This is a genomic window from Desulfosediminicola ganghwensis (genome assembly GCF_005116675.2).
Classification (GTDB): Bacteria; Desulfobacterota; Desulfobulbia; order Desulfobulbales; family Desulfocapsaceae; genus Desulfopila; species Desulfopila ganghwensis.
Genome location: NZ_CP050699.1, coordinates 2,009,532 through 2,034,472, shown reverse-complemented (window position 1 = coordinate 2,034,472; position 24,941 = coordinate 2,009,532). Strand labels below are relative to the sequence as shown.

The following is a 24,941-nucleotide window of genomic DNA, read 5'->3' as shown; positions in this document are numbered from 1 at the left end:
ATGAACGAATTACTAAAAAAACTTCTGAAAATCGAAGAACGGGTCAATTACCTGCTCCAGATTAAAGATTACAATAACTGGGGGAACCTGGAGGGGTTCAAGGAGACCTGCGATCAACTGAAGCAGACACTCTACGACCACACCGAGGAAGAACTCCTGGGAGAGATTCGCAAGCTCAACGAGTCGATCAGTTTTCTTGAGGAAAGGGCCGAGGAACATCTCACCCCTATGGAACGAGTGCGCATCGTCCGCTCAATCCAGCGTTTCAGCCTTAAAGACATCCTCGAAAATGTCTACGAGGACTACACCGAACTCGGTGGTGAAGAAGACGCCAACGTCGACCCGGCGATGATTTGCGCCAAGGCAACCCTCGTTCGCCGGATCAAGAACAAGACCCACACCTCCACGGTCATGGTTATCGGCCAGGAGAGCGGTCACGGCGAGGAGTTCCGCAACGGTGGCTCCTGTAAACCTGAAGGGAACGAGAAAGCTATGCGTTTCATGAAGGTTGCGGAAACTGAAGGTATTCCGATCCATAGCTACATTTTCACCCCGGGATCCTACCCGGTAGAGGAATACCCCGGCGCCGCCCAGCAGATCGCGCGCAATATCTACGCTATGTCCAAGCTCCGCATTCCTGTGATCTCCATGATCTCGGAAGGTGGTTCCGGCGGTGCAGAAGCAATCGGCCTCTCCGATTACCGACTGATGGCAAGTCACGGCTACTACTCGGTTATCTCTCCAGAGGGTGCCGCGGCCATTGAAGGACGTATTCGCGAAGGCTCCAAAGTACCTAAAGAACTGATTGAGGTGTGTGCAGATCGTTTGCGCCTCACCGCTTTCGACAATATAAAACAAGGCACTATAGACAGGGTTATTCAGGAACCGCAGCTTGGCGCACGTCGCGACGACTTCGCCTTTTTTGCCACCCTTCGCAACGAGATGATCAGAGCTACCGATCATGTCGTGCTGGAGACCAAAAGCTTTAAGGCGTTCCGATCCTGGGAAGTCAGGCGAAAAAAAACCGGTAAGGATGCTGAAGACCAGGTGCTGGTCAACTGGGAGCTCAACCGCGAAGAGACCAAACGTCTTCTTGCGCTGCGCTCAAAAAAGTATCTTACCATGGCCAGAAATGGTTATACAGGTTCGCCCGATTCATCCCTCAGCCTATATACCCTCGCCCGGGTTGCTTCGGAAAAAGCCTACTATAAAATCCGTTACGACATCCTGAAAAATCACAAGAAACAGGTTGGCAATGTGATTCAGGACGTATCCGGCGAAGGTTCGGTAATGCTCAAACGATTGACCGAACCGGTTTCCACGATGATAAACCTCATCTCCAAAAAATCCGGCAAAAAGCCAACCAGGCTTTTGACCTATACTCCAACCAACGGCAACGGTGACGCTGAACGTCCCCTGAGCGACCCGCTGGAACTGACGGATACCTACACCAGTCCGCTTGCCAACGAGGACCGCACCGTGAGTTGTCCCAATGCAGACAAACACGGTTGCAAGGATCTCTGGATTCCTGATCTTTATGGCGAGTTTGGCGGTGTCTGCGAGACCTGCGGACACCACTTTCCGCTGGAGTACCAGTGGTACCTGAAAAACATCTTCGATGCAGGCACCATCCGCTTCTTCAACTCAGGCCTTGCTTCCGGCAACCCGCTTGACTACACCGGCTTCGCCGACAGGTTGAACGCCAGTAAGAAGAAGACCGGCTACAAGGCAGGAAACCTCACCTTTCACGCCAAGGTGAACGATATCAAAATCGTCACCACCATGCTCTACTCCGATTTCAGAAACGGTACCGTGGGTAGCGCTGAAGGCGAGAAATTCGTGCAGGCCTGTGCCATCGCCAAGCGTAAGAAACGACCACTGCTTGCCTATGTACACACCACCGGCGGAATCCGTATTCAGGAGGGAACCCTTGGTGTCGTGCAGATGCCGAAGTGTACCGTGGCAGTGCGTGAATACATCGATTCGGGTGGCCTGTACATCGTTGTTTACGACAACAACAGTTACGCCGGCCCGGTTGCATCGTTTCTCGGCTGCTCCCCCTACCAATTCGCAATTCGCTCAAGCCGGGTAGGGTTTGCCGGCCCGCGGGTTATCAGGGAAACCACCGGAATCGATATTCCGCCCGATTACCACTCGGCCAGAAACGCGCTGCGCCGCGGCCACATTCAGGGTATCTGGGATCGTCGCGAGTTCCGTCGTAATCTGCACAAGGCACTGCAAACCATGGGCAGTCCGCATCTTTACTATAGATGATGAACCGCCCTCCGGGGCAATAGTCTCTTTTTTCACCAAAAACGGGAACCAGGATCTTTCCAGGTTCCCGTTTTTTTTATTGCGGGTAACTGCTCTATTTTCCCTCATTTCCCCTTTCTACAAGCACCCTGAAAAGATATTTTTCCATTTACATCCTCTCAAAGCTGTTCTACGTATGTGACATGATTACTTAGTCAGGGACAAGTACATGCACAACAATACCCGCCATGAGTTACTGAAATTTCTCTTTTCGCTGCCGACCCGATTGACACAGGTCGGGTGGTCCTCTGCACCCTTTTCAACGCACCGTCTCACGGCTATCTGTACCATCCTGCTGTTTACTCTCTCCTCCCCGGCATTGCCCAGGGCTGCCGCCAAACTGCCGACAGTCTCCATGAGTCATGAAGGTGCCGACTGCCTCAAGAGAGCTGACTGGCAATGTGCAATCAACCTCCTCATCTCGGAATATGAAGACCGGGGAGATCGCTCAGGTATACAGTATTATATCGCCCACGCCTTCCGCCAGCTCGGACGCAATGCTTTTGAAAACACCAATCTGCTTGAAGCCCAGGAACTGTTTGAACAGGCTGTCTCTTACAATGATGAAGACCCGACCCTTTATGCAGAGTTGGGCAGAATTTATCTCGAGCAGTCGCTGTACGAAGAAGCAGTAACGACATTTTCCCGCGCCTATGCTCTGGATAGCATTAACCCACATTATGCCGAGACCCTGGCCCAGATACACTACCTCAGCGGTTCACTGGAAGATGCTATAGATTATCTCGAAATTGCTATCGCCTTGCAGCCCGACCGCAGGGACCTTACCCTACGGCTGACCCAGCTCAAGGCAAAAGAGCAGTCTGAAAATAACGGCGTAACCCAGATAAGCCAGGTATTTCGTTTAAACGCCGGAGATGACATAGCACGCGAACAAATCAACAGTATCTGGAGAATGCTCGAAGACGCCTGGTACCATGTCGGCCTTGAATTGGATTTTTATCCCAAGCGGCAAATCACAGTTTATCTGGTCAATTCAGAAACATTCCAAACTGAAAATGGGGTCCCCGCCTGGTCTGGTGGAGTCTACGAGGGCAGAATCAGCTTGCCGCTCCAGAGCGATGAGCCTGAACAAACAGCAGAAATCATCACCCATGAGTATACCCACGCCCTGCTTTACGACGCCATGGCCTACCGCTGCCCCTGGTGGCTCAATGAGGGGCTTGCTCAATATCTTTCACTCTCGAGTCAAAAGAGATTACAGGTTATACTTGGTGCGATCAGGGGGCAAAAACAGACCGGAGACTGGTCAAAAACTGCTCCGGAGCTGGCGGAACTCAACGAAACGATCAAAGGCTCAAAACAGGCGGCGCTCGCCTATGGGCTGGCTCTTTCAGCGACTGATTACCTGATCGACCGTTATACAATTGTCACTCTGCGGGCTATCCTGCATTCCATGGCCGGGGGAAAAAAATTCGAGCAGGCCCTCTATGAAAATACAGGGATGACTTTTACCGAATTCCAGGACTCATGGTGGAGACAACTTTGAGGATTGCACAAGGCGTGCCTCCTTATTAAACCCGCAGTAATGCCAGCCGGAAAAAGCTACCAGGAGACAGCACCATGCAACTTGCCTTTCTAGGGACCGGAAACTGTGCAGGAATACCCGTATATGGGTGTGACTGCCAAGTCTGCAGCGACAGCCGCAACAACCCGGAACTGAAACGGGGCTCGCTCTGCGCCCGCATCAACACCGGAGGGCAGACCATACTCATCGACGCCGGCATCCCTTATCTTGGCGAGATCTGCCCGGCCGACCAAATCGACGCAATCCTGCTGAGTCATTATCACATCGACCACGTGATGGGGCTCTTCCCGATGCGCTGGGGGGTGAGAGATGAGCAGATAGCGGTACTTGGCCCCGATGATCCCGACGGCTGTGCCGACCTGCACAAACATAACGGCATCTTTGATTTTTCCCGGACTTTGCAACCATTCGAAACTGTCAGGATAGCTGATCTTGAAGTTACCACTGTTGCGCTCAATCACTCCAGGCCATCCCTCGGCTTTTGCCTTTCCACAGCCGACGCCCGCCTCGCCTGGCTAGCGGACACAAGCGGTTTACCTACAGAGACAGTTCAATTCCTGCAGAGCTTCCAGCCTGAAATTATCATCTTAGACTGTACCTTCCCGCCATTGGAGCAGGCTCATCAAAGCCATAACGATATCAACGCGGCTTTAGCCATACATGAAAATGTCGGCCCCTACCAGACCTACCTGGCCCACATCGATCACACTCTGGATCTCTGGCTCAGGAAAAACCCCGACGCATTGCCGGAAAATGTCCATGTAGCCCGGGATTTTATGACGCTATCGCTATAAAAGCTCAAATAACTACCTTTTTTAACAAACCACATCTCCCTGATATTTTGCACGTCCCCAGGCGATCCAAAAGCTTACTTGTGGATTTCTTGCGGTTTTGGTAAAAAACAAACCAATTCTTTCCCTTTATTGGCACAACTCTTTTTTCTGCCTGCCGAGAAAAGATGTTTAAGGTATTTCGCAGTGTTTTTGAAAAAAGTGTGCAATGCTTATCCACCCAAAGGTTTATCAGACATGAGTACAGCGCAGTATGTATCGGTCCATGGCGGTCACAGTGGGCAATTTTGCCACCACGCGACAGACACCCTGGAAGAAATAATCACCTCGTATATCAAGCACGGCTTCGCCTGGGTTGGCATTACCGAGCACGTCCCCGGCCGCACCGAAGAGCTGCTCTATCCAGACCAGAAAGCCGCTGGTCTCACCCCGGAATTTCTGCTGGAACGATTCGGCCGTTACATGGGCGAATGCAAAAGGCTTCAGGAAAAGTATGCTGGACAGTTGCAGATTTTCGCAGCCATGGAAATCGAAACCTACAGCGGTTACGATACGTTCATCCCAAGTTTGATAGAAAAATATCAACCTGATTATCTGGTCGGTTCAGTGCATTTCGTTGACGATCTAGGCTTTGACTACTCCAAAGAACAGTACGACGAGACTGCCGACGCCGTAGGCGGTTACGACAAAATGTATTGCCGTTATTTCGATATTCAGCACGAGATGCTCGAGCGATTGCGACCAGCGGTGGTGGGTCACTTCGACCTGATTCGAATTTTTGATGCCGACTACAAGTCACGTCTGCTTAAACCGGAAATAAACGAACGCGTTGAGCGAAACCTGGAAGTGATTAAAAAACACGACCTGATAATGGATTTAAACCTCAGATCGTTGCTCAAGGGAGCTGAAGAACCATATATAACCGGCTCAATTCTGCAAAAAGCCCGCGACATGGGGATATCAGTCGTGCCGGGTGATGACTCGCACGGTCTTGGCAACATCCACGTAAATATGGATCGCGCTATAGCAATTCTCCAGGATCTCGGTTTCACTACCAATTGGCCAAAGCCAACACTTTACAGCTACGAATAGCAACATCGCCCGGCACCTTTCACTAGCTGAACCGGGCGGGTATAATCATCGCACATCATCCTCAAGGCCTGACGAAACACGTGTCTGATCTGTTCTCCCTTCAAAAACCCTTTCAACCGCATTGCAGGCAAACGACTGCTGCTGCCGGGCCAATGTTCTGGTTTATCTTGCAAAAGGGCACTCTCTACCTGGAGGGGAACTCTCAGGGTTCTGTTGTACCCTTCGCTCAGGAGCCGCCTGTCGATGCCGAGCAAATCAAGTATAGCCGGTGTATTGGTGTCTATGATGGTGTCCCCTGCATGGTCATCGAGCTTGATCCGTCAGCTGTTGTTTCTTTACCCTTGAACGGAGTAACGATGAGAGCTGCCCACGGCCACATTGGCAGTGACCACTGGACCATCGCCGGCAGAGCCAGCCAGGTACTGCGCTGGCGCCGGGATCACCGATTCTGCGGCAGATGCGGATCGGAGATGGTGGAGGATAAGCACGACCTGCTGTGCAGGTGCCCTGGCTGTGGCTATTTCAACTACCCGCGTTTGTCGCCGGCGGTGATCATGTCGGTGGTTCGGGGCGATGAAATCCTGCTTGGTCGCTCTCCCCACTTTCCCAATGGCATGTATAGTGTACTGGCCGGTTATGTGGAGCCGGGTGAAACCCTGGAGGAAGCTGTCAAAAGAGAAGTGTATGAAGAGACCAGAATTGAAGTAACCGACATCCGGTACATTAACAGCCAGTCCTGGCCCTTTCCCCACTCCCTGATGGTAGGTTTCAGTGCCAGATACGCCAGCGGTGAACTGCAGCCGGACGGTGATGAACTTGAAGACGCCGCCTGGTTTACGCCAGACAACCTGCCACAACTGCCCTCCAGAATCAGCATTTCAAGACATCTGATTGAACTTTTCCTGCAGTCTCTGGCAAAATAATCCGCTACCGGGAAAAGCGGACCCTGTTTTCACGTTTTTCTGGTAACAATACCGTCTTATTCAGCTCTTCAAGCTGATACTGCTTAATCAGGAACTGCAAATCCCTGATATACCTGTCGCCCAACTCCGAGTATGAATAGAGATTGACAGCGAGATCATGACCCGTGACAGCCTGTCCTTTTTCCCTCATAGCCGCCCTCTGGGCGCGAAATTCACTGTAGGCATATACCCTGTTAAGGCTATGCATATAACTCCTGGTCGCCTCGTAGACGGAGTCAAATGCCGCCACTTTCACATTACCCTTCCGGGAGACTATGTAGTTACCATCACTTTTGCTCGGCATATGAAGTCCATAAAGGGCATTTCCTTCACGGGCAAAGCGCGAAGTCCCCCACCCCGATTCGGTAATTGCCTGGGCCAGGGCCAAAGCTGGCGGGACCTCATCCACACGCATCATGAGCTGAGTTGTATCATCCGGTCTGCAGCCATAAGACCGGGCAACTCTGTTCAACCACCACTCCTCTTTAGCTGTCAGACGCTGAAAGTTCTCTTTTTTGGTAATAAGCCGGACCACCTCGTTCCGCGTTTCGGCGATCTCCGCATTTACACGCAAAACGCTGGGCAACACCAGAGAGATGAAGATCGACGTTTTCTCGGGTATCGGTAATGCATGAAGGTCATGGGGTAAATTTTCCGGATAAAGGGATTTTACATCCGCACTCTCCCGGACTTCCAGCAAGCTACTTTCATACTCATCGAGCAGAAGGGCAAACCCCTCGGCACCGTCGATGGTAAAGACAGTGTGCCCACTCCCATCGAATCTGCCGCCTTCACGTAATTCCGGCACCAGACAATGATATACAACCAGACAAAAGAGTACTGAGAAGATCGTATACAGAGGAAAAAACAACCAACGGTCTACTTTCATGTTCATAAAAAACTGTTATCACATCCGGAGGCAGCGGAAATAAGCCGGAACTCCAAGCCTTCACCTGCCGACGAAAAAAATTAACACGTCCCTATCAACAACCTGACGCAAATCATAAAACTCCCATGTTACCTATCACCATCTTTGTGCATTGAACAGTGAACTGTCAGATAATAAATAACGCTATCGGGGAGTAATGCCCAACCTCCTAAAGAGGAGCTACCGGCCTGATATGTACCAAAATTTAAGCCGTTCAGCAAATGGCGACACAGCCTTGATCGAGGGAAGTCCTGCAGGAGTCTTTACAAATCAGTGTTGTATGGTCATTGTTATCCAATACAGGCAAGTAATTTCATACAGTTACCAAATTCAATTTTCACTCTCCATCACCAAAAGAGGCTAATCAAATATTATGTCGAGTAATTTTGGAACAATTTATCGTGTCAGTACCTTTGGCGAATCCCACTGTAAAGCCGTGGGTGTGGTCATAGACGGTTGCCCTCCGGGCTTGGACCTGGTAGAAGCTGACATCCAGCCCCAACTTGACAGAAGACGTCCCGGCCAGTCCTCTCTTTCCACGGACAGGCAGGAACAGGATCGGGTGACAATCCTCTCCGGTACAGAAAACGGCAAGACCCTGGGTACTCCTATTGCGCTGCAAGTGGCGAATCGCGACCAGAGGCCAGGTGATTATGGAGAGATGGCTGCCATCCCCCGTCCATCCCATGCCGATTATACCTACCAGATGAAATATGGTATTCGTGCCTCTTCCGGCGGCGGGCGCTCCAGCGCCAGAGAGACTATCGGTACCGTGGCAGCAGGAGCCGTTGCCGATAAAATACTGCGTCTGAAATATGGCATTGAAATTGTTGCCTGGGTTGGGAGTGTCGGTAACATCAATTCCCGCGAACCGGACCACCTGACAATCAGCCGTGAGTGGGTCGATGAAACACGGGTTCGCTGTCCGGACAAAAATGCTGCTATAGAAATGGAAAAACTCATCGTAGAACTCAAAGATGCGGGTGATTCCATAGGGGGAACCGTCTCCTGCGTTATCCGTAACGTTCCCGCCGGCCTCGGTGAACCGACCTACGAGAAACTGGAAGCCAAACTGGCTCAGGCGATGCTCGCCATACCCGCGACTAAAGGCTTTGAGATTGGCTCAGGTTTCAGCGGCAGCAGACTGCGCGGCTCGGTACATAATGACCCGTTCATCAAAAAGGGCAATATACTCGGTACAGCCACCAACAACTCCGGCGGTATCCAGGGCGGCATATCCAACGGAGAGCCGATCTTTTTCAGGATCGCCTTCAAGCCACCGGCAACTATTTCCCTCCCCCAGGACACCGTTAATTTTCAGGGCGAACCAGCCACCCTGGAGGCCAAGGGCCGTCACGACCCATGCGTGGTTCCACGGGCAGTGGCTATCATCGAATCCATGTCGGCGCTGGTCATCCTTGACATGGCCATGCGCCAGGAGGCTCGTATTGCTACTAAATTCTAAGAGATTTTTCTCGATACCCGCATATTGGGTGATACAGTAAATAATGAAATAACCGGGCCTAACCCAAAATAATTCTTGAATCTCAGCGGTGAACGAAGTAGAAAAATGTCACGTCATTGAAAGATGATACTGGTTTTTTTGTTTGTGTAGAATGTACTGGCGATACCGCGACGACGCATTGTACCTGGCATTGCATCGTAATGGTGTCGCTGTTGCTGTTGCAACAGGACCCGATAGCGGCGAACCGGTAATCGACTCGGCTTCAGGCAGTGTCAGCCCGGCTTTCCGCACTCTCCAGGACAGTCTTTACCGCCGTACGGCCTTTGCATGACACCGAAACGTAATCCTCTCAGTTCCTATCTCGATAGGTTAGCTCCGCCTGAAGGGCTGTTGCTGCTTATCCTCTCCGTGCTGGTCGGTGCATGTACCGGTTTGGCCGCGGTTCTTTTCATTAAACTCATCCATTTTATCCAGTATATTTCCTACAGTGGGCTTTCCTCGGCAATCCCCATTCTCGGGAAGTGGGTCTACCTGGTGGTGCCGATTATTGGCGGCCTGTTAGTCGGCCCGCTGATAATGTTCGCACAGGAAGCGAAGGGCCATGGCGTACCTGAGGTTATGCAGGCGCTCATCCTGCGTGGCGGCCGGATACGGCCTCGAGTGGCAGCGGCCAAGATCGCAGCATCCGCACTCTGCATTGGTACAGGCGGGTCAGCCGGCCGAGAAGGGCCTATTGTTCAGGTCGGTTCTGCGCTGGGCTCCAGCCTTGGCCAGATTCTCAGACTCTCTGACGAGCGGATCAAAAATCTTGTGGCCTGCGGTGCTGCTGCCGGTATCGCGGCAACCTTCAATGCGCCCATTGCCGGAGTCGCGTTCGCCATCGAGGTACTGATGTGCGGATTACAGGTACGCCATTTCGGCAACGTGGTAATCGCCGCAGTTTCGGCCTCCATCGTCAGCCAGTTTTTCTTCGGCAACAGGGTCGCCTTCGAGGTACCGATCTACACCATGAACTCACCACTTGAGTTGGTGTTCTATCTGCTGCTGGGACTCTCCGCCGCCGTCATCGGCATCATGTTCATCAGGATGCTCAACTTCAGTGAGAATGTCTTTGATGGCTGGGATTTTCCCCAACTGCTCAAGCCCGCAGTTGGAGCTGTCTTTCTCGGTATTCTCGGTTTTGCCTATATGCACCTGCCTGGTGTCGCCGAGCCCATGACCGGTGGAGCACATGGCGGCTCCGGTGCAGTTATCCCGCATATGTACGGCTCCGGCTTTCCCTTCATTGAAGTCGCTATCCAGGGGAAAGCGACACTCTGGGTACTGGTACTGCTCATCTTCCTTAAACCCCTTGCCACTTCATTTACACTCGGCTCCGGCAACTCCGGCGGTGTCTTCGCTCCATCCCTTTTCATTGGTGCGATGCTGGGTGGAGCCATGGGACATCTTTTCAACAACTATTTCCCGGATATCGTCAGCAGCCCCGCCGCTTTTGCCCTGGTCGGCATGGCAGCCCTTTTTTCCGCTACTGCCCGGGCCCCGCTTACAGCCATGCTCATTGTCTTTGAGATGAGTAACGATTACTTCATGATCCTGCCCCTGATGGTTGCAGGTGTCACAGCCACCTTCTTTGCCCAGTGGCTGCATCCTGAATCGATATACACCCTCAAGCTCGCAAAACGTGGTGTTCGTTTTGCAGAAGGCCGGGATATGGATATCATGCAGGGTGTGCGGGTCAGTGAAGTCATGAAGACTACACCCGTGACCATCCACAAAGATCAATCATTGTCGGATCTTATGGCTCTGTTTCAGGAGACCAACCTGCATGGCTTTCCGGTAATGAAGGATGGCGGCAAGGTCTGGGGTATCGTCACTCTTCAGGATATCGACCGGGCCCAGATGAAAGATGATTTCTCCTCCACAAAGATGAAGGTAGCCGATGTAGCCGTGGAAGACCCGATTACGGTTTTTCCCGATGAGCCAATCTGGGTCGCCATCCAGAAGATGTCACCACGGGATCTGGCACGCCTGCCGGTGGTTCGCCGCGGCACCTCCGGGCGTCTTGCAGGTCTCATCAGCAGAAGTGACATTCTTCGCGCCTATGATGTCGGTGTTATGCGTAAGCAAAGAGGCCAGATAATCGACGATCAGGTCGAGCTGAGAAAATCACCTGATAACAGCTTTGCCGAGTTCGTACTCACAGATAGCGACAACTGCAATAAAGCCATGGTGAAAGAGATGCAGATACCGGATACGGTCAACCTCGTATCCATCAAGCGCGGTGGCAAAATTATCATTCCCCGCGGTTCAACCCGCCTGGAAGCTGGTGATGTGGTTACAGTCTACGGCAAGGTCAGTGATATCAAGGTACTTAAAGATGTAATGAACAGTTGCCCGCTCCCCGGCAAGTACGGCAACAGCAACTAACCCGAATTTCTCATGAGCATTGTACAGCACAATGCTCATGGGAAATCTTGTCTCAAGGGCGGCGTTTGAGCCGGCACCCATCATAACCATTTCAACTTCCGGCAATTCTTCCCTCACACTTTTTGCTCAACTTTATCAAAACACGGAATACACAATGTTTGCCCACCAAAACGTCGGGTACGAGACTCCATGGTCTTTTCCCCGCAGGATTCACAAACCAGTCCTGCAAGCACCCTGGCAGGGCTCGGCGGAGGAACATTCAACTCTGTTTTAGTAAAAAGGTCATCCAGCGGTGCTTCCATCAGCTGCTTCCGTGACATCTCTCGCATCTCGCTTAAAAGCTCTTTTTCCTCGGCAGTAATGGTACCCTCTTTATCTTTTGCCATCAGCTCACTGACATTTCCTTTCCCGCTCTTTCGGCTATCCTTGCTGCTGGCCACACCACCAGTTAAAACGATACGAAAGCCCGTGCCCTGCTCACGATCATAGAATGTAAAGGCCATTTTTCCATAATCCCGATGGATCAGGTTGCCCTTGCCAAAAGTGCAGCCACATAAAAACTGGATGGCGTCGACACCGCACATATCCGTTTCTGTAACACAGATGAGCGAAGCAGAGTCCGCCTTGGGCAATTCTCTTTTGGCATATTCCGCTGCCCGAATGCCGATTGCCAAACCTGGGCAGGAATGGCCATGAAAAGCTATCAGGCCCTCTATGGTTTCTTTGGAAAAAATAGTCATAATACCGATGCCTCCTGATTATTCGCCCCGATTTTTCATACCGTAAGGTAGCTTCAGGGCCGAAGTTTTTTGAGTAAACCTTCAACTGCAGCCAATATTTCCTGGTTACAGTTTGAAGTCCCTGCAAATAACTGTATATTCCATCAACCAGAAACATTAACTCCAAGACTTTAACCGGTATTCCATGAAAGACATATTTCAAAAATCTTTTACGTTTATAAGCGAGAACATTTCCGATCTCGTACAACTGGTGCTGCCACCAGCGCTTATCTTCGCAGCTCTGATCACCTTATCTTCAATGCTGCCCGGCACCGCAGGAGCCTTAATGGTATTTTTTGCCGAGGTTCTGGCCAATGCTTTTATTTCTGCCTCGCTGATCCGCTATATCTCAGCGCGAAGCTATAATCAGCCAACCTCGGTTCAACAGGCATTACTGGCCGGAGTAGCGTACACCCCGGCCATACTGCTTCTCTACCTCCTGCTGTCTATTCCCTTGATGCCGTGGCTTTTTGCCGGAGAACAGTTTTCTTCGCAAAACGCCTTTGCCCTGTCATTTAGCACCTTCATCTTCTTCTATATTGCCATTAAGGCAACATTTGCCGACTACCTCATTGTACTGGATGGCAAAAGTACTCTTGGGGCAATCGCAACCAGCTTTCGCTATACCACAGGCTATGTTCACAAAATTGTGATAGTGATGATGCTCTCATTTATCGTCTCAGGCTTCTTTCAGATCATGTTTTTCCAGCCTCTCGAGCCCGGTGTGTCACCCGACAAGGCTTCAGAATTTATTACCAAAGCAATTGAGCTGATCATTAACTTTGTCACCACAATTCTGATTTTCTATATCTTTACCGACAGCTATCTTGAAAACCAGAAGGCTCACCTCAGCAAGGTGAAATAATTGGTTGCAACCAGAGGGGACAGAACCAGCATCCTCTCTGGTTCTGCTTAGTGACGTTTAGAAACGATAATGAGATAATGTCGTAGCCAGCGCCGCCCTCACAGCCTGGGAGAAACAGTATCTTTCAGACCAAAGACTCTTCTCTCTTGCCGACCCGGGGCTTCTCTGAAAACTCTAAAGTTTTGATTATTCATATTATTACCTGCAAACTGACACAGGACGAAAAGTAGCGATGAGTAATATCCCAGATAAAGTACGTGCATTTCTTGAGAACCATAATCTTGCCGCACTCGAATTCGAACCCGGTTCAACACCCACCGCAGAAATGGCTGCCCAACGGATAGGAGTTCCCGTTGGCCAGATTGCGAAATCGATCCTTTTCAAAGGGAAAGATAACACCTTCAGGCTGGTCGTGGCTGCTGGCGACAAGAAGATTAACAGCGGAGCACTCAAGCGGGCAACCGGCGCCAAACACAGGATGGCAACTGCCGATGAAACAAATGATGTTACGGGATTTCTACCCGGCGGAGTGTGCCCGTTCGGGCTGGCAGAAGCTGAGCTGGAGATCCTGCTGGACATATCGCTCGACAAGTATGAAACTGTCTATCCTGCGGCTGGCACTAATGCCACCGGCGTGCCCCTGAGCCCCGATTATCTGCAGCAGATCACCGGTGGGGTAAAGGTTGAGGTTACCTGATCTCGGCCCGCCCTGATGACGCTGGCTGGAGCGGTAATTGAAAAGGAAATGTGTTCACTGCCTTACTCTCTTCAGTGCCGGGGCACTCTTAGCCACACAGCGAGGCCCAGGCCGAATATTTTAACGCAACAACGTTATCTTGCCAGAAAAGATTTCAACCGTATCCCATTGAACCGTAGCGCAACAGAAGATTTACACCTTTTGCGCCAGACCGAGTTTTTTGCAAAGTTCTGCCAGCTGGGCCTGCTCCTCTGCTGTCAATACCCTGAAACTCTCGACGATTCCCCGCAAGTGAACAGGGAAGATCCTCTCAACCAACTCTGCACCGTCGGGAGTGATGTGCAGGCTGATATATCTGCGATCCTCGGTGCTACGCACCCTCTCAACCAAGCCGCGTTTTTCCAGATTATCGATAACAGTGGTAATATTGGCCGTGGTCTTCAGGATTTTTCGAGCCACATCTTTCTGGCACATTGATCCCAGGTGGTACAAAGCTTCCAGCACGCCAAACTGCGATATAGTAAGATTTTCCCTGGCAAGATGTTTGTGTGTGACGGCGGTAACCGTGTCCGAGGCTCTGGCCAGTTTCACATAGGTGCTTAGTGTCTGCAGATCTGCTTTTTTACCTTTCACCCTGTGTTTCATCATCCCCCCAAAAGTAATAATTAAATATTAAACTAATTTGGGAGGGTCTTGATGTCAAGAATCGGGCCAGATAAAGCAATCAGTAGAGTGTGAAGGTTACCCCATCATGGCATAACCTTTGAATAACATACTTCCTCAATTCGCCACTGCCTCTCTGTACGCCTCAATAAATTTGACGACAGCTTCCCTCGGAGTTGCCCATGAAGTCACCAGGCGCACTGCAGAACTTGCCTCATCTATCCTGGCCCAGACATAAAACTCAAAATCCCCGGACAACTGGTCGATTACCTTATTCTCGAAAATAGGAAAGATCTGGTTGGTTGGAGATTCGATCCAGAACCTGCAACCAGCCTGAGACAACTCCCGTACCATAAGCTGCGCCATCTCATTGGCGTGGGCCGATAGTTCAAAGTAAAGATTATCTTTAAACAGCTCCTCAAACTGGACGCCAAGCAACCGGCCTTTGGCAAGCAAACCGCCACGTTGCTTGATCAGGTAGCGGAGGTCGCGGCGAAGATCAGGATTGCGCACAACAAGCGCTTCGCCAAGCAAAGCACCTGTCTTGGTGCCACCTACAAAAAAGGCGTCCGTCAACTGATACATATCAGCCATGGTAAGGCCACCATCAGCCACCAGAGCCGTACCCAGACGGGCACCATCCACATAGAGCAGCAGTTCATTTTCCAGACAGAAACGCTGCAGTTCGGCCAGTTCTTTTTTTGAGTAAATTGTGCCAATCTCAGTAGGATTAGAGATATAGACCAGCCGCGGTTTCACCATATGCTCAAAGTGGTGTTCAAAAAGTACCGGCTCGATCATCTGTCTGGTCAGCTTGCCATTCGGTGCGTCTACCGCCAGCAGCTTATGCCCGGTCGCCTCAATGGCCCCCGTTTCGTGGGTGGCGATGTGTCCCGATCTGGCGCAGATACACGCCTCATGCGGTCGAAGAAATGAGCTGATAGCGATCAGGTTCGTCTGGGTGCCACCTGAGAGCAGATGAATATCAGCGTTTTCATCCGCTACCTGATTCCTCAACAGCGCAATCGCCCGCTCTGTATGGCAGTCCAACCCATATCCTTCCTCCTGGCTGAGATTGCTCTCGACCAGAGCTTGGAGAATTTCCGGGTGGGCGCCTTCACTGTAATCATTTTTAAAACTGTACATTGAATCTGTCCTTGCTCGTGTCTGTTACTCTTTCCCTTCTCTTGCTCGATATACAAATTCATCACAAACGAGCAGCACATTATTGGTAAATCAGCCCAATAGTCAACACCATTCTTCATCCAAGCAGCCAACAGCAGGCCCAACACACCAGCCTCTGTTCGGCTTTTTGGCAAATGATTTGAACTCGCATATAATAAGTTTGAAATCAAAAAGGATTGCCTGGCTCCCCCCTCGCTCTCCCCTATGAGGAACACATGCAATTAAAGAAGGCCCTGCTTATTCTGGCTTTTGGTACCATCCTTATCATCGGTATGCTCTACGGCATCTCACCCAGCTGGTTTCTGACTACTTTCTCTACAGCTTCAGAACCTGCCAGTATAGATCAAACCCATATTTTACGAGCGGTAATGATGCTCTACATCGCACTCGGGCTATTTTGGCTCTATGCTGCTTTTTCTGATAGATACCGTGATATCGGGATCGTCATTCTGGCAATATTCTGTGGGGGACTCGTCGCCGGCAGGATACTGAGCGTAGTTATCGATGGCCCCCCCTCACCACTGTTTGTGCTCTATATTTTCATGGAACTCGCCCTGATACCGATCTGCATCTGGCTGCTCAAAAAAGATGGCCAGCTCCCACCTCCAGACAAAAATCGTAACTAAAAAAGAACAACCTGTAACAATTCGGAATGCCTACAATAACGAACAAATGTGACCACCTTTCTCACATATGTTTTTAGGTACCCCTTAAAATTGTCATTGACAGGTCATACTTAATATTTTAGTCTCCCCGAAATTTAACATGTAAGCCTAAGAGGCTAATTGACTATCTCTAACATATTGTACATTTTTCTACCAAAGAGGATTACAGATGAAAATCAAAGCACTTCTCGCAGGTTTGGCAATGAGCATGGTTCTTCCTGCAGCCAACGCACTTGCCCAGGATGAAATCGTTGTCTACTCCGCCCGCAATGAACACCTGATCAAACCAATTTTTGAAAAGTACACGGAAAAGACCGGGGTAAAGGTGAAATATATCACCGACGACGCTGGTGTTCTGCTGGAAAAGCTTAAAGCCGAAGGGACGCGAACGCCTGCTGATATCTACCTCACAGTAGATGCCGGCAACCTCTGGCAGGCTGCAGATTCTGGTGTACTCCAGCCTCTGGAGTCTGAAGAGTTAAACAGTAATGTTCCTGCCAATCTGCGCGATCCTGAAAACAGATGGTTCGGACTGTCCGTACGTGCCAGAACCATCGTCTACAACACAAACGCAGATGTTGCCGATAAACTCCAAAGTTATGAAGGGCTCGCCGACGAAAACTGGAAAGGCAGGTTGGTGTTGCGTACCTCGAAAAAAGTTTACAACCAGTCCCTGGTAGCCTCCCTTATCGCAAGCCATGGTGAAGAGAAAGCTGAGACCATTGTCGAGGGTTGGGTAAGCAACCTGGCTACTGCACCTTTTTCCAACGATACCAAAGCGCTTGAAGCCGTTGCGGCAGGCATCGGTGACGCGACAATTGTAAACACCTATTACCTCGGTCGCCTGATGAAGCAGAAACCTGAACTTCCGCTGGCGATATTCTGGCCAAACCAGAAAACAGATGGCGTTCACATGAATGTGAGTGGCGCTGGCCTCACCGCCCATGCCAAAAACAAGGGCGAGGCAATCAAGCTGCTCGAATGGCTTTCCGGCCCTGAAGCCCAGGCCGATTTTGCCGGCCTGAACATGGAATATCCTGTTAATGATTCTGTCGCCCTTGAACCGCTGGTTCAGAGCTGGGGCAGCTTCAAAGGTAATCCGCTGAACATTTCTGTCTACGGCGAATTGCAGGCAGATGCGATCAAATTGATGGATAGAGCTCAATATAAATAGTCGCATCCGTAATGACAAAACCACACCTCCTCTTAACGTTCCATACCTTCCGGCCGGACGGCTGGCAGCTTGCTGCCTGCCTTCTGGCCGCTCTTGTTGCTGTTCCGGTCGCAGTCATTTTTGCCTCACTCCTGCATCCGGAAAAAGAGATCTGGGCCCATCTGGGCCAGACTGTCCTTGCCTCGCTGCTCACCAACACCTTCTGGCTCTGCAGCGGGGTCATGGTCTGCACCACCCTGCTCGGAGTTTCACTGGGCTGGCTCACCGGTGCCTGCTCATTTCCCGGGCGTTCATTTTTTACCTGGGCGCTCACCCTGCCCATGGCCATACCCGCCTACGTCATGGCCTTTATCTTTGTGGGTGTTATGGATTTTACCGGCCCCTTTCAAACCCTGCTGAGAACGCTGCCCGGCTTTGAGCGAACAATTATCGAAGTACGAACAACGCCATTTATCGTACTGGTAATGAGCCTCACCCTCTATCCATACGTCTACCTGCTCAGCCGCTCCGCCTTTATGAGTCAGGGCAATAAGCTGATGGAAGCAGCAAGGACCCTTGGACTGAGCCCATGGGCCGCCTTCTTCAGAGTCGCCCTGCCCATGGCTCGCCCCTGGATCGCCAGCGGACTTGCCCTGGTGCTGATGGAAACGCTTGCTGACTTTGGCGCCGTCTCTATCTTCAACTTCGACACCTTTACCACCGCAATCTACAAGGCCTGGTTTGGTTTCTTTTCCATTCAAGCGGCAGCACAGCTGGCCTCAATACTGGTCCTGTTCGCTATGATGCTGGTACTTGTTGAAGCGCTCTACCGCTCACGCATGCGCTACCATGGCAGTGCCAGAGGGGGCAGCGCCCAGACCCGGATCAGGCTCACCGGAGCAAGAGCTGTGGCTGCAACCCTCTTTTGCTTCTTCATCGTTGCCGTTGCCTTCATTCTACCTGTTCTGCAACTGATTATATGGGTTATAGAAGCTGCCGGTAATAACAGTCTGCCCAATTACAACTCTGAGGTTAGCCGAACTCTACTGCTTGGTATAGTCGCCGCTCTGCTTACCTGTAGTGCGGCATTGCTGCTCTCCTATGTAAAGAGGACATCACCAACCAGAGGAAACATGTTACTCTGTAAGTTCGCTACCATAGGCTATGCCCTGCCCGGGACTGTGCTTGCGGTGGGTATTTTTCTGCCAATCGCCTGGCTGGATAATCATCTGCAAAATCTGATGGAGGTGATGTTTACCATTGAAACAGGCCCTATCCTGCATGGTACCCTGCTGGTAATGCTTCTGGCGTATATGATACGCTTTATGGCCCCTGGATTTGGCTCCATAGACAGTTCCATGCAGGCCATCAGCCCAAGCCTGGATGAGGCCGCCTCAATATACGGCATCAGGGGATTGAAACTTATCTCATCAGTCCATCTCCCCCTCTTGAAAAAAGGAATTCTAACCGGATTTATTCTGGTTATAGTCGATGTGGTCAAGGAGATGCCAATTACTCTCATGACCCGACCTTTCGGCTGGGACACTCTGGCTGTGAAAATATATGAACTGACCAGTGAAGCAGAATGGGAACGCGCGGCTCTTCCCGCACTTTATCTGATCTTCGCCTCGATCATCCCGGTAATACTGCTCATTCGTCAATCGGAGAAGTAATTATGAAAAACAATCACCCGCTCCTGTCGGTGGAACAGGTCTGCAAATCTTTCGGAAACAAGCAGGTTGCCAGGAATATCTCCTTTTCATTGCAAAAAGGTGAGATCGGTTGCTTGCTCGGGCCAAGTGGCTGCGGCAAAACAACACTCTTACGCGTGATTGCCGGTTTTGAGTCAATCCAGAGTGGTACTGTCTGTATTGACAGCACAATCGTTTCCAGCAGCACCCGAAACGAAGCACCGGAAAATCGTTCTATCGGTATGGTTTTTCAGGATTATGCTCTGTTTCCTCATCTCTCTGTCAGTGACAATGTCGGCTTCGGCATCAACAAAATGCCAAGGAATGAACGTCACAAACGAGTCGGTGAATTACTCACCCTTGTCGGACTCGAAGAGGTGGCAAACAATTACCCTCACGAAATCTCTGGCGGCCAGCAACAGCGCGTCGCACTGGCCCGGGCACTCGCACCACAACCGGAATTACTGCTGCTTGACGAACCATTCTCAAATCTTGATGCATTACTTCGAGAACGGCTAACAGTTGAAGTTCGTGATATCCTCAAGAAACTTGGGACAACCGCACTGCTTGTCACCCATAACCAGCACGAAGCGTTTTCGGTGGCCGATAAAATAGGGGTACTCTTTGACGGGACCATGCAGCAATGGGATAATGCCCACTCAATCTATCACAAACCGGCAAGCCTTGAGGTGGCCAGGTTTGTAGGGGAAGGAACGCTTATAGACGGCAAAGTCACTTCAACCGGGAAAATTCAAACAGCATTGGGCCCGCTTGAAGGTCATTTCTCTATTCCCTGCGAACCCGGTTGCAGCGTTGATCTGTTGATCCGCCCTGAGGATATTCTTCATATTGAAGATAATTGCCTTAAAGCTACGATTTTAAAAAAATCCTTTCGTGGCCCCAACATTGTCTACCTGTTGCAACTCGCGTCGGGAGAGAAATGCCAGGCACTGGTTTCCAGCCATCATGACCACAGGATTGGAGAAAGGATCGGAATCCAGCCCGAAGTTGACAACCTGATCGTTTTCCCAAAAACCTGCCAGCTTTAATCGCATAAGAACCTGAGAAAATCGTATATCAACACCTCGACAGGCCAGAACTCCTGACAGGAAAACCGGCCTGTTGCCTACCACCTTCTATCGGCGGCATAGCCTGTCAATCCTCCTTGACGACCCGTTCGTCGTTCCCGCAGCGGTTAATCACTTGCATTTTCACAATCAACACTATATTTTGACGCGCTTTACCCAACACTGCACCCAGGACATCCGCCATCTTTCATTGCAAGCCCAAAACCGCCCCATGAAATTCAAGCAGATTATTGAGGAAAACGAATCCAGGCACGGTCGTAATTTTGATCTGTTCATCCAGTTCACCATCGTCCTCTCGCTCGTCTCATTCGCAGTAGCAACACTCCCTAATATCACACCTGAGACGAGGGAGTTACTGAAAATTATTGAGCTGTTCACTATTTTCATTTTTACCGCAGAATATGTGGCAAGAATATATGTTGCTGACAAAAAGCTCCGATTCATTTTCAGCTTTTATGGATTAATTGATCTTTTCGCTATTCTGCCTTTTTACTTTGCTACGACAGTCGACCTGAGAGCAATACGAATCCTGCGACTGATGCGACTGTTTCGCGCCTTCAAGCTACTCAGGTACTCCAGGGCTATTCAACGGTTGCACAGTGCCCTGAAAATAGCCAGGGAAGAGCTGCTCCTTTTCTCCGTGGTAGCTGGTATGGCGATTTTTTTCGCTGCTGTTGGGATTTACTATTTCGAGAACGAAGCGCAGCCGGAGGAGTTTGCCTCTGTATTTCATAGTTTGTGGTGGGCTGTGGCAACACTCACCACAGTTGGCTATGGAGATGTTTACCCGATCACCGCAGGAGGTAAGGTCTTTACCTTTTTCGTATTGATGGTCGGCCTGGGAATTGTTTCGGTACCTACCGGACTGATAGCTTCTGCCCTGTCATCCGCCCGTGAACTTGAAAGAAGGCAGCCAGGCTCTCAAAATGAGCAAAACGCTGCTTGCCAGCTGAACGAGACACCAGATTTACCTGACGAACGAACTCAACCACACTTTTTTTATTTCTTGTCCATTGGACTGATCACACCGAAAGACGTAATTCAAGGTAATCCACTACTGTTGCCGCTTAATGAAAGATTTACCGGGCTCCTCACTCTGTGATATGTGTCTCACCCTTTCAGCCAGCCCATAAAAAAAGCACCAGAACCAGCCTGTAAGGTGGTCCTGATGCTTCTAGGTCAATACAGGAAATGTTGTCCTGCTAATCCGCATTCGCCTAACGTTCAAAAATCAACAACCACACCCTTCAGATCCGCAGGAACCGGAGTTGCAGCCACCACCGCCTCCCGGCAATGGATTGGTTGAACGAACACTGAAGCCTGATTGAGATGCAGCAGTAATGTAATCAACAGTAATTGTGCCGCACATATCGAGAAGGCTGCTATCAACCAGAAAAACAAGCCCGCCCTGATTAAATATCTGATCTTCCTTTTTCATCTCATCGAGCGCCAGAACCAAAGCCGGTCCTGCACAACCGCCCTGTGACATAAACACGCGCAAACTTGAGCTGATATTATTTGCCTGCATATACTCAACCAACTTTTCACTCGCCAAATCGGTAACGTTCAGCATAGGTACCTCCCGGGAAATGTGTTTTCGGACCATACCCTTTTAATCAGGGTGCATTACCGGCTGTTACTACAAACATCATGAGTTTTCTGCGAAACAGCACATTAAAGAAAGTTAAATGAACAATATGAAAATCGCCAATACGATGTATAGAAAGTTACGCTGGCTTTTGCCGTTTGTCAGATTCATAAATAGTACCAGAGGCTTATGATTGTTCCCTGGTAAAAACGTCACCACCAACCTGCTGTTGGAAAAAATCTGCCTTTAATGTGACTCTTGAGCCCAACAAAGCTGACTGTCAACGGGCTACCGTCAGGTCATATTTTCCCAGCCTCTTGCCCTGGTTATCGCCGCCTTCAGCATGTCCCAGCCCAACAGACTCTGCTGATATTCCCCAGCCTTCCCAGGTAGAGAAATATCATAACCTTCGAGTCGATAGGCCATGATAGCATAAAACACATCCACCATACCGGCCCTGTCAAACATAAATGGCAATCTGGCCCCGGTGAAAATGGCTTCCAGTCGTAGGAGTTCCCGCTCCATCCCTGCTGATTGGCGCATCATCCCCTTACCTGCGGAAGAAAATGGACATCCCTCTCTGAGAACAGGAAATCCGGAGTGCAGTTCAGCACATAGGCTTCTGGCTCTGGCCCTTTCCCAACGGTCTACCGGGTACAATATCCCGCCCGACAGCTCGTTCAGGTACTCACCAATAGCCAGGGAGTCATGTATTTGTATTTCAACGGTATCAAGTACCGGTACCAAACCTGTCTCAGAATGTTTCCGTAGCTCGACCTTATAACCGGGAGCACCCAGTTGAATTACCTGTTCTTCAAACTGAACCCCCACCAGATGTGCACACATCCAAGCCCGTAATGACCAGGTGGACTCGGTACCACAGATCAACCTGAACATAGGTATTTTACCCTCCAACCTGCATTTCCCATAAACATTGTATTGTTTGTCTGAACTGGTACAAATTTCGGACTAACGATGGTATTTCTGTCTGGCAGAACCTTATGAACCACGGGACTGGAGCGAGTGTACACTCTGAACCTCATGCCATGACAACATCATATTATGCGAATTCAAATAGATAGAGACTAATCCTAGCATCTTTTATCAAGGTCGCACAATAGAGTTTTGTCTACAGGAACAAAAAGACAGGCTTTGCCATATTCGATTTACCCCTGTGAACTCCGGCCAGGCTCAATACTTGGTTACGTGGGAAAAAATTACTTCTGCACTGAAGGAACTATTTTTTTTCACACAGCCCGGTGAAAACAAATCTGTCTCCCGGCTGAAAAAGGAAAGATTTGTTATCCAGCATGGGCCACACCACCCAGGTTGAGAACAACAACCCGACTGGCGGATATCGGTACCGTTCCGAGATCATGATATCAGTGAGTCACTGACTCACTGACTCAATTTTCTTTATTCTCAGCAAATGCCTGCCTCCTTGAAATTGCGAAATCAACCAGGTCCTGACAATCTCTATAGCTTCGCCCTCTTCCACCATACGAGCGCCAATAGAAATCATATTCGCATTATTATGTTCCTTGGTCAGTCTGGCACTCTCCACATTCCAACACAACCCACATCGTATGCCCTGAACTTTATTGGCCACCATTGCCTCACCGTTGCCACTGCCACCAAAGACTATCCCCAGATCACACTGGCATCTGGCCACACTCTCCGCTGCAGGTCTGCAATAATCCGGATAATCAGAAGACTTGTCATCGTGCGCACCAAAGTCATGAACCTCATATCCGCTGTTCAGCAGGTATTTCTTTATAGTCTCCTTTAAATGAAATCCTGCGTGGTCTGTACCTAATGCTATTTTCATGGAAACCTTTAAAAAGTGTGTATGATAGATTACAGAGCTCGGTCAACCCTGGGATACAAGTGGTTTACCTGTGATCAACTTGGCCTATATCGGTGTCACCTCTGCAAATTGTTGTGTCTACTTTTGTTTGAGAGGCAACACCGACGAGGGGTCTGTCGGAGAATTGCAATTTTGGGTCAAATCATACAGTACACTGGTTCCGCAAACGCCTTGTCCCACCCCTTCAGGCAATATGAGCGAAATCCTGCTTAATAATACTGATGATTTTCCACAAGTTCCTGAGCTCTTGCAAAATGCTCGACTTCAAGCACCCACAAACCACCAACATATTTACCACCATCATCATCACGAGGACCGTCAGCAATAACAATCTCTTGTAAATGTTTTTCAAGATACTCAAGGTGATCCTGACCATACTGCTTTCGATGTTCTCACATTCGGTTCGTGTCAGTACCTATACATACCAGTCTCATGGCGGGTGCCTTTCTGTTGACTGATACACATAGTTCACCCTCACAATCCACAGGAAGGGTGAACTACGCTTGAATCGTTATATGGGTGATTTTTTCATTCTCAGACTTTTCTACAATATAGCTATTTATTTTTTGCCACCACCCAGACGGCATGAACTATACCCGGAATATATCCAAGCAAAGTCAATAGTATATTTACCCAGAAATGTTTCCCTATACCAACTTGAAAAAATACTCCAAGAGGTGGAAGGATAATAGCAAATATTATTTTTACCAATTCATTCATTTCTCGCTCCTTTTCATGTACACACAATAATGTCAGGTTTAGTTGAGTGCCTGTCTTAAAAAAGACAACGCACATTGAAATATCCGTTATGTTTTCATATAATTATTACGCGTCATTACCAGTCCCATTGTTGGACGTATATGTACAGCTGCGTCACATCATCATTTACACATTGTTCCTCTTCAATCAGCCTAACCCATACATTCCCAGCATATGTTTTTTAGTTCAAGTAGCCTAAAAGTTTTGTCGAATGTAAACACGCCAAAAGCCATTGCCTATTTCCTCTAAGCCAACCGACGTTAGGATAATGGACAATGAATCTACCAAGGCTTTCATTATGCCAATTCGTTTCATTACCCCGAGCTTAAGGTTGTCCGCGTTTAATGATTTGTTAAATAATTTTTATTCTAATATTTTTCTTTTTTCTGCTTCGAATTCATTTTTAGTTAAAGCCCC

23 protein-coding genes and 1 pseudogene are annotated in these 24,941 nt (G+C 49.7%); 15 read left to right on the top strand and 9 right to left on the bottom strand.

The features are described 5' to 3' along the window. The 5 genes from FCL45_RS08590 (at window position 1) to nudC (ending at window position 6,665) form a co-directional block, all read left to right on the top strand. Window positions 1–2,274 (top strand): carboxyl transferase domain-containing protein, encoded by a 2,274-nt coding sequence (locus tag FCL45_RS08590; protein WP_136798167.1) that lies wholly within the window; start codon window positions 1–3, stop codon window positions 2,272–2,274. Window positions 2,275–2,482: 208 nt separating this feature from the next. Beyond that, window positions 2,483–3,820, top strand: a complete 1,338-nt coding sequence (locus tag FCL45_RS08585; protein WP_136798166.1) for a tetratricopeptide repeat protein — start codon at window positions 2,483–2,485, stop codon at window positions 3,818–3,820. Between the two features lie 74 nt (window positions 3,821–3,894). Further along, the gene (gene phnP, locus FCL45_RS08580; RefSeq protein WP_136798165.1) at window positions 3,895–4,653 is read left to right on the top strand and encodes a phosphonate metabolism protein PhnP; all 759 of its coding nucleotides are present in this window, start codon (window positions 3,895–3,897) and stop codon (window positions 4,651–4,653) included. Between the two features lie 234 nt (window positions 4,654–4,887). Further along, entirely contained in the window at window positions 4,888–5,742 is an 855-nt protein-coding gene (locus FCL45_RS08575; protein ID WP_136798164.1) for a histidinol-phosphatase, read from the top strand. Between the two features lie 80 nt (window positions 5,743–5,822). Next, window positions 5,823–6,665, top strand: a complete 843-nt coding sequence (gene nudC, locus FCL45_RS08570; RefSeq protein ID WP_228721461.1) for an NAD(+) diphosphatase — start codon at window positions 5,823–5,825, stop codon at window positions 6,663–6,665. A gap of 4 nt (window positions 6,666–6,669) precedes the next feature. On the opposite strand, the gene FCL45_RS08565 is transcribed toward nudC, so the two are convergent. After that, a complete protein-coding gene (locus tag FCL45_RS08565; protein ID WP_136798162.1) occupies window positions 6,670–7,599 on the bottom strand; it encodes a glucosaminidase domain-containing protein in 930 nt (309 codons plus the stop codon). Window positions 7,600–8,005: 406 nt separating this feature from the next. On the opposite strand from FCL45_RS08565, the gene aroC reads away from it, so the two are divergent. The 3 genes from aroC to FCL45_RS08550 all read left to right on the top strand — a co-directional run bounded on the left by aroC (window position 8,006) and on the right by FCL45_RS08550 (window position 11,524). Continuing rightward, complete coding sequence (aroC, locus tag FCL45_RS08560) at window positions 8,006–9,097, top strand: chorismate synthase (protein ID WP_136798161.1); 1,092 nt, start codon at window positions 8,006–8,008, stop codon at window positions 9,095–9,097. A 151-nt stretch (window positions 9,098–9,248) separates the two neighbouring features. After that, the gene (locus FCL45_RS08555; protein ID WP_136798160.1) at window positions 9,249–9,428 is read left to right on the top strand and encodes a hypothetical protein; all 180 of its coding nucleotides are present in this window, start codon (window positions 9,249–9,251) and stop codon (window positions 9,426–9,428) included. Continuing rightward, window positions 9,425–11,524, top strand: a complete 2,100-nt coding sequence (locus tag FCL45_RS08550; RefSeq protein ID WP_136798159.1) for a chloride channel protein — start codon at window positions 9,425–9,427, stop codon at window positions 11,522–11,524. The genes FCL45_RS08555 and FCL45_RS08550 overlap by 4 nt, the downstream gene beginning before the upstream one ends. 113 nt (window positions 11,525–11,637) lie before the next feature. On the opposite strand, the gene FCL45_RS08545 is transcribed toward FCL45_RS08550, so the two are convergent. Continuing rightward, window positions 11,638–12,264 carry an FmdE family protein gene (locus FCL45_RS08545; protein ID WP_136798158.1) on the bottom strand — a complete coding sequence of 209 codons (627 nt, stop codon included), beginning with the start codon at window positions 12,262–12,264 and terminating at the stop codon, window positions 11,638–11,640. A 184-nt stretch (window positions 12,265–12,448) separates the two neighbouring features. On the opposite strand from FCL45_RS08545, the gene FCL45_RS08540 reads away from it, so the two are divergent. Further along, window positions 12,449–13,168, top strand: a complete 720-nt coding sequence (locus tag FCL45_RS08540; RefSeq protein ID WP_136798157.1) for a hypothetical protein — start codon at window positions 12,449–12,451, stop codon at window positions 13,166–13,168. 232 nt (window positions 13,169–13,400) lie between these two features. Then, window positions 13,401–13,865 carry a YbaK/EbsC family protein gene (locus FCL45_RS08535; RefSeq protein ID WP_136798156.1) on the top strand — a complete coding sequence of 155 codons (465 nt, stop codon included), beginning with the start codon at window positions 13,401–13,403 and terminating at the stop codon, window positions 13,863–13,865. Between the two features lie 192 nt (window positions 13,866–14,057). Here FCL45_RS08535 and FCL45_RS08530 read toward each other — a convergent pair whose 3' ends face one another. Beyond that, the gene (locus FCL45_RS08530) at window positions 14,058–14,513 is read right to left on the bottom strand and encodes a MarR family winged helix-turn-helix transcriptional regulator (RefSeq protein WP_217907698.1); all 456 of its coding nucleotides are present in this window, start codon (window positions 14,511–14,513) and stop codon (window positions 14,058–14,060) included. A gap of 132 nt (window positions 14,514–14,645) precedes the next feature. Beyond that, window positions 14,646–15,674, bottom strand: coding sequence for a threonine aldolase family protein (locus FCL45_RS08525; RefSeq protein WP_136798155.1), 1,029 nt, complete (start codon window positions 15,672–15,674; stop codon window positions 14,646–14,648). A 254-nt stretch (window positions 15,675–15,928) separates the two neighbouring features. Between FCL45_RS08525 and FCL45_RS08520 the strand changes: the two genes are divergently transcribed. The 5 genes from FCL45_RS08520 to FCL45_RS08500 all read left to right on the top strand — a co-directional run bounded on the left by FCL45_RS08520 (window position 15,929) and on the right by FCL45_RS08500 (window position 21,412). After that, window positions 15,929–16,339, top strand: a complete 411-nt coding sequence (locus FCL45_RS08520; RefSeq protein WP_136798154.1) for a DUF4345 domain-containing protein — start codon at window positions 15,929–15,931, stop codon at window positions 16,337–16,339. A 208-nt stretch (window positions 16,340–16,547) separates the two neighbouring features. Continuing rightward, a complete protein-coding gene (locus FCL45_RS08515) occupies window positions 16,548–17,552 on the top strand; it encodes an extracellular solute-binding protein (RefSeq protein WP_136798153.1) in 1,005 nt (334 codons plus the stop codon). Between the two features lie 11 nt (window positions 17,553–17,563). Continuing rightward, a complete protein-coding gene (locus FCL45_RS08510; protein ID WP_136798152.1) occupies window positions 17,564–19,204 on the top strand; it encodes an ABC transporter permease in 1,641 nt (546 codons plus the stop codon). A gap of 2 nt (window positions 19,205–19,206) precedes the next feature. Further along, window positions 19,207–20,271, top strand: coding sequence for an ABC transporter ATP-binding protein (locus tag FCL45_RS08505; protein WP_136798151.1), 1,065 nt, complete (start codon window positions 19,207–19,209; stop codon window positions 20,269–20,271). A gap of 73 nt (window positions 20,272–20,344) precedes the next feature. After that, entirely contained in the window at window positions 20,345–21,412 is a 1,068-nt protein-coding gene (locus FCL45_RS08500) for an ion transporter (protein ID WP_217907696.1), read from the top strand. 129 nt (window positions 21,413–21,541) lie between these two features. Here the strand turns inward: FCL45_RS08500 and FCL45_RS08495 are convergent, their stop codons facing one another. From FCL45_RS08495 to FCL45_RS08475, 5 genes and pseudogenes are all read right to left on the bottom strand, one after another. Continuing rightward, complete coding sequence (locus tag FCL45_RS08495; RefSeq protein WP_136798149.1) at window positions 21,542–21,883, bottom strand: IscA/HesB family protein; 342 nt, start codon at window positions 21,881–21,883, stop codon at window positions 21,542–21,544. A 309-nt stretch (window positions 21,884–22,192) separates the two neighbouring features. Continuing rightward, a complete protein-coding gene (locus FCL45_RS08490) occupies window positions 22,193–22,795 on the bottom strand; it encodes a glutathione S-transferase family protein (protein WP_136798148.1) in 603 nt (200 codons plus the stop codon). A gap of 493 nt (window positions 22,796–23,288) precedes the next feature. Then, a complete protein-coding gene (gene rpiB / locus FCL45_RS08485; RefSeq protein ID WP_136798147.1) occupies window positions 23,289–23,726 on the bottom strand; it encodes a ribose 5-phosphate isomerase B in 438 nt (145 codons plus the stop codon). A 248-nt stretch (window positions 23,727–23,974) separates the two neighbouring features. Further along, window positions 23,975–24,142 (bottom strand): annotated as a pseudogene (locus FCL45_RS25245) (YciI family protein); the annotation flags it as partial. Window positions 24,143–24,320: 178 nt separating this feature from the next. After that, window positions 24,321–24,485: a YqaE/Pmp3 family membrane protein gene (locus FCL45_RS08475; RefSeq protein ID WP_136798146.1), complete on the bottom strand. Its 165-nt coding sequence runs from the start codon at window positions 24,483–24,485 to the stop codon at window positions 24,321–24,323. Window positions 24,486–24,941 lie beyond the last annotated feature (456 nt).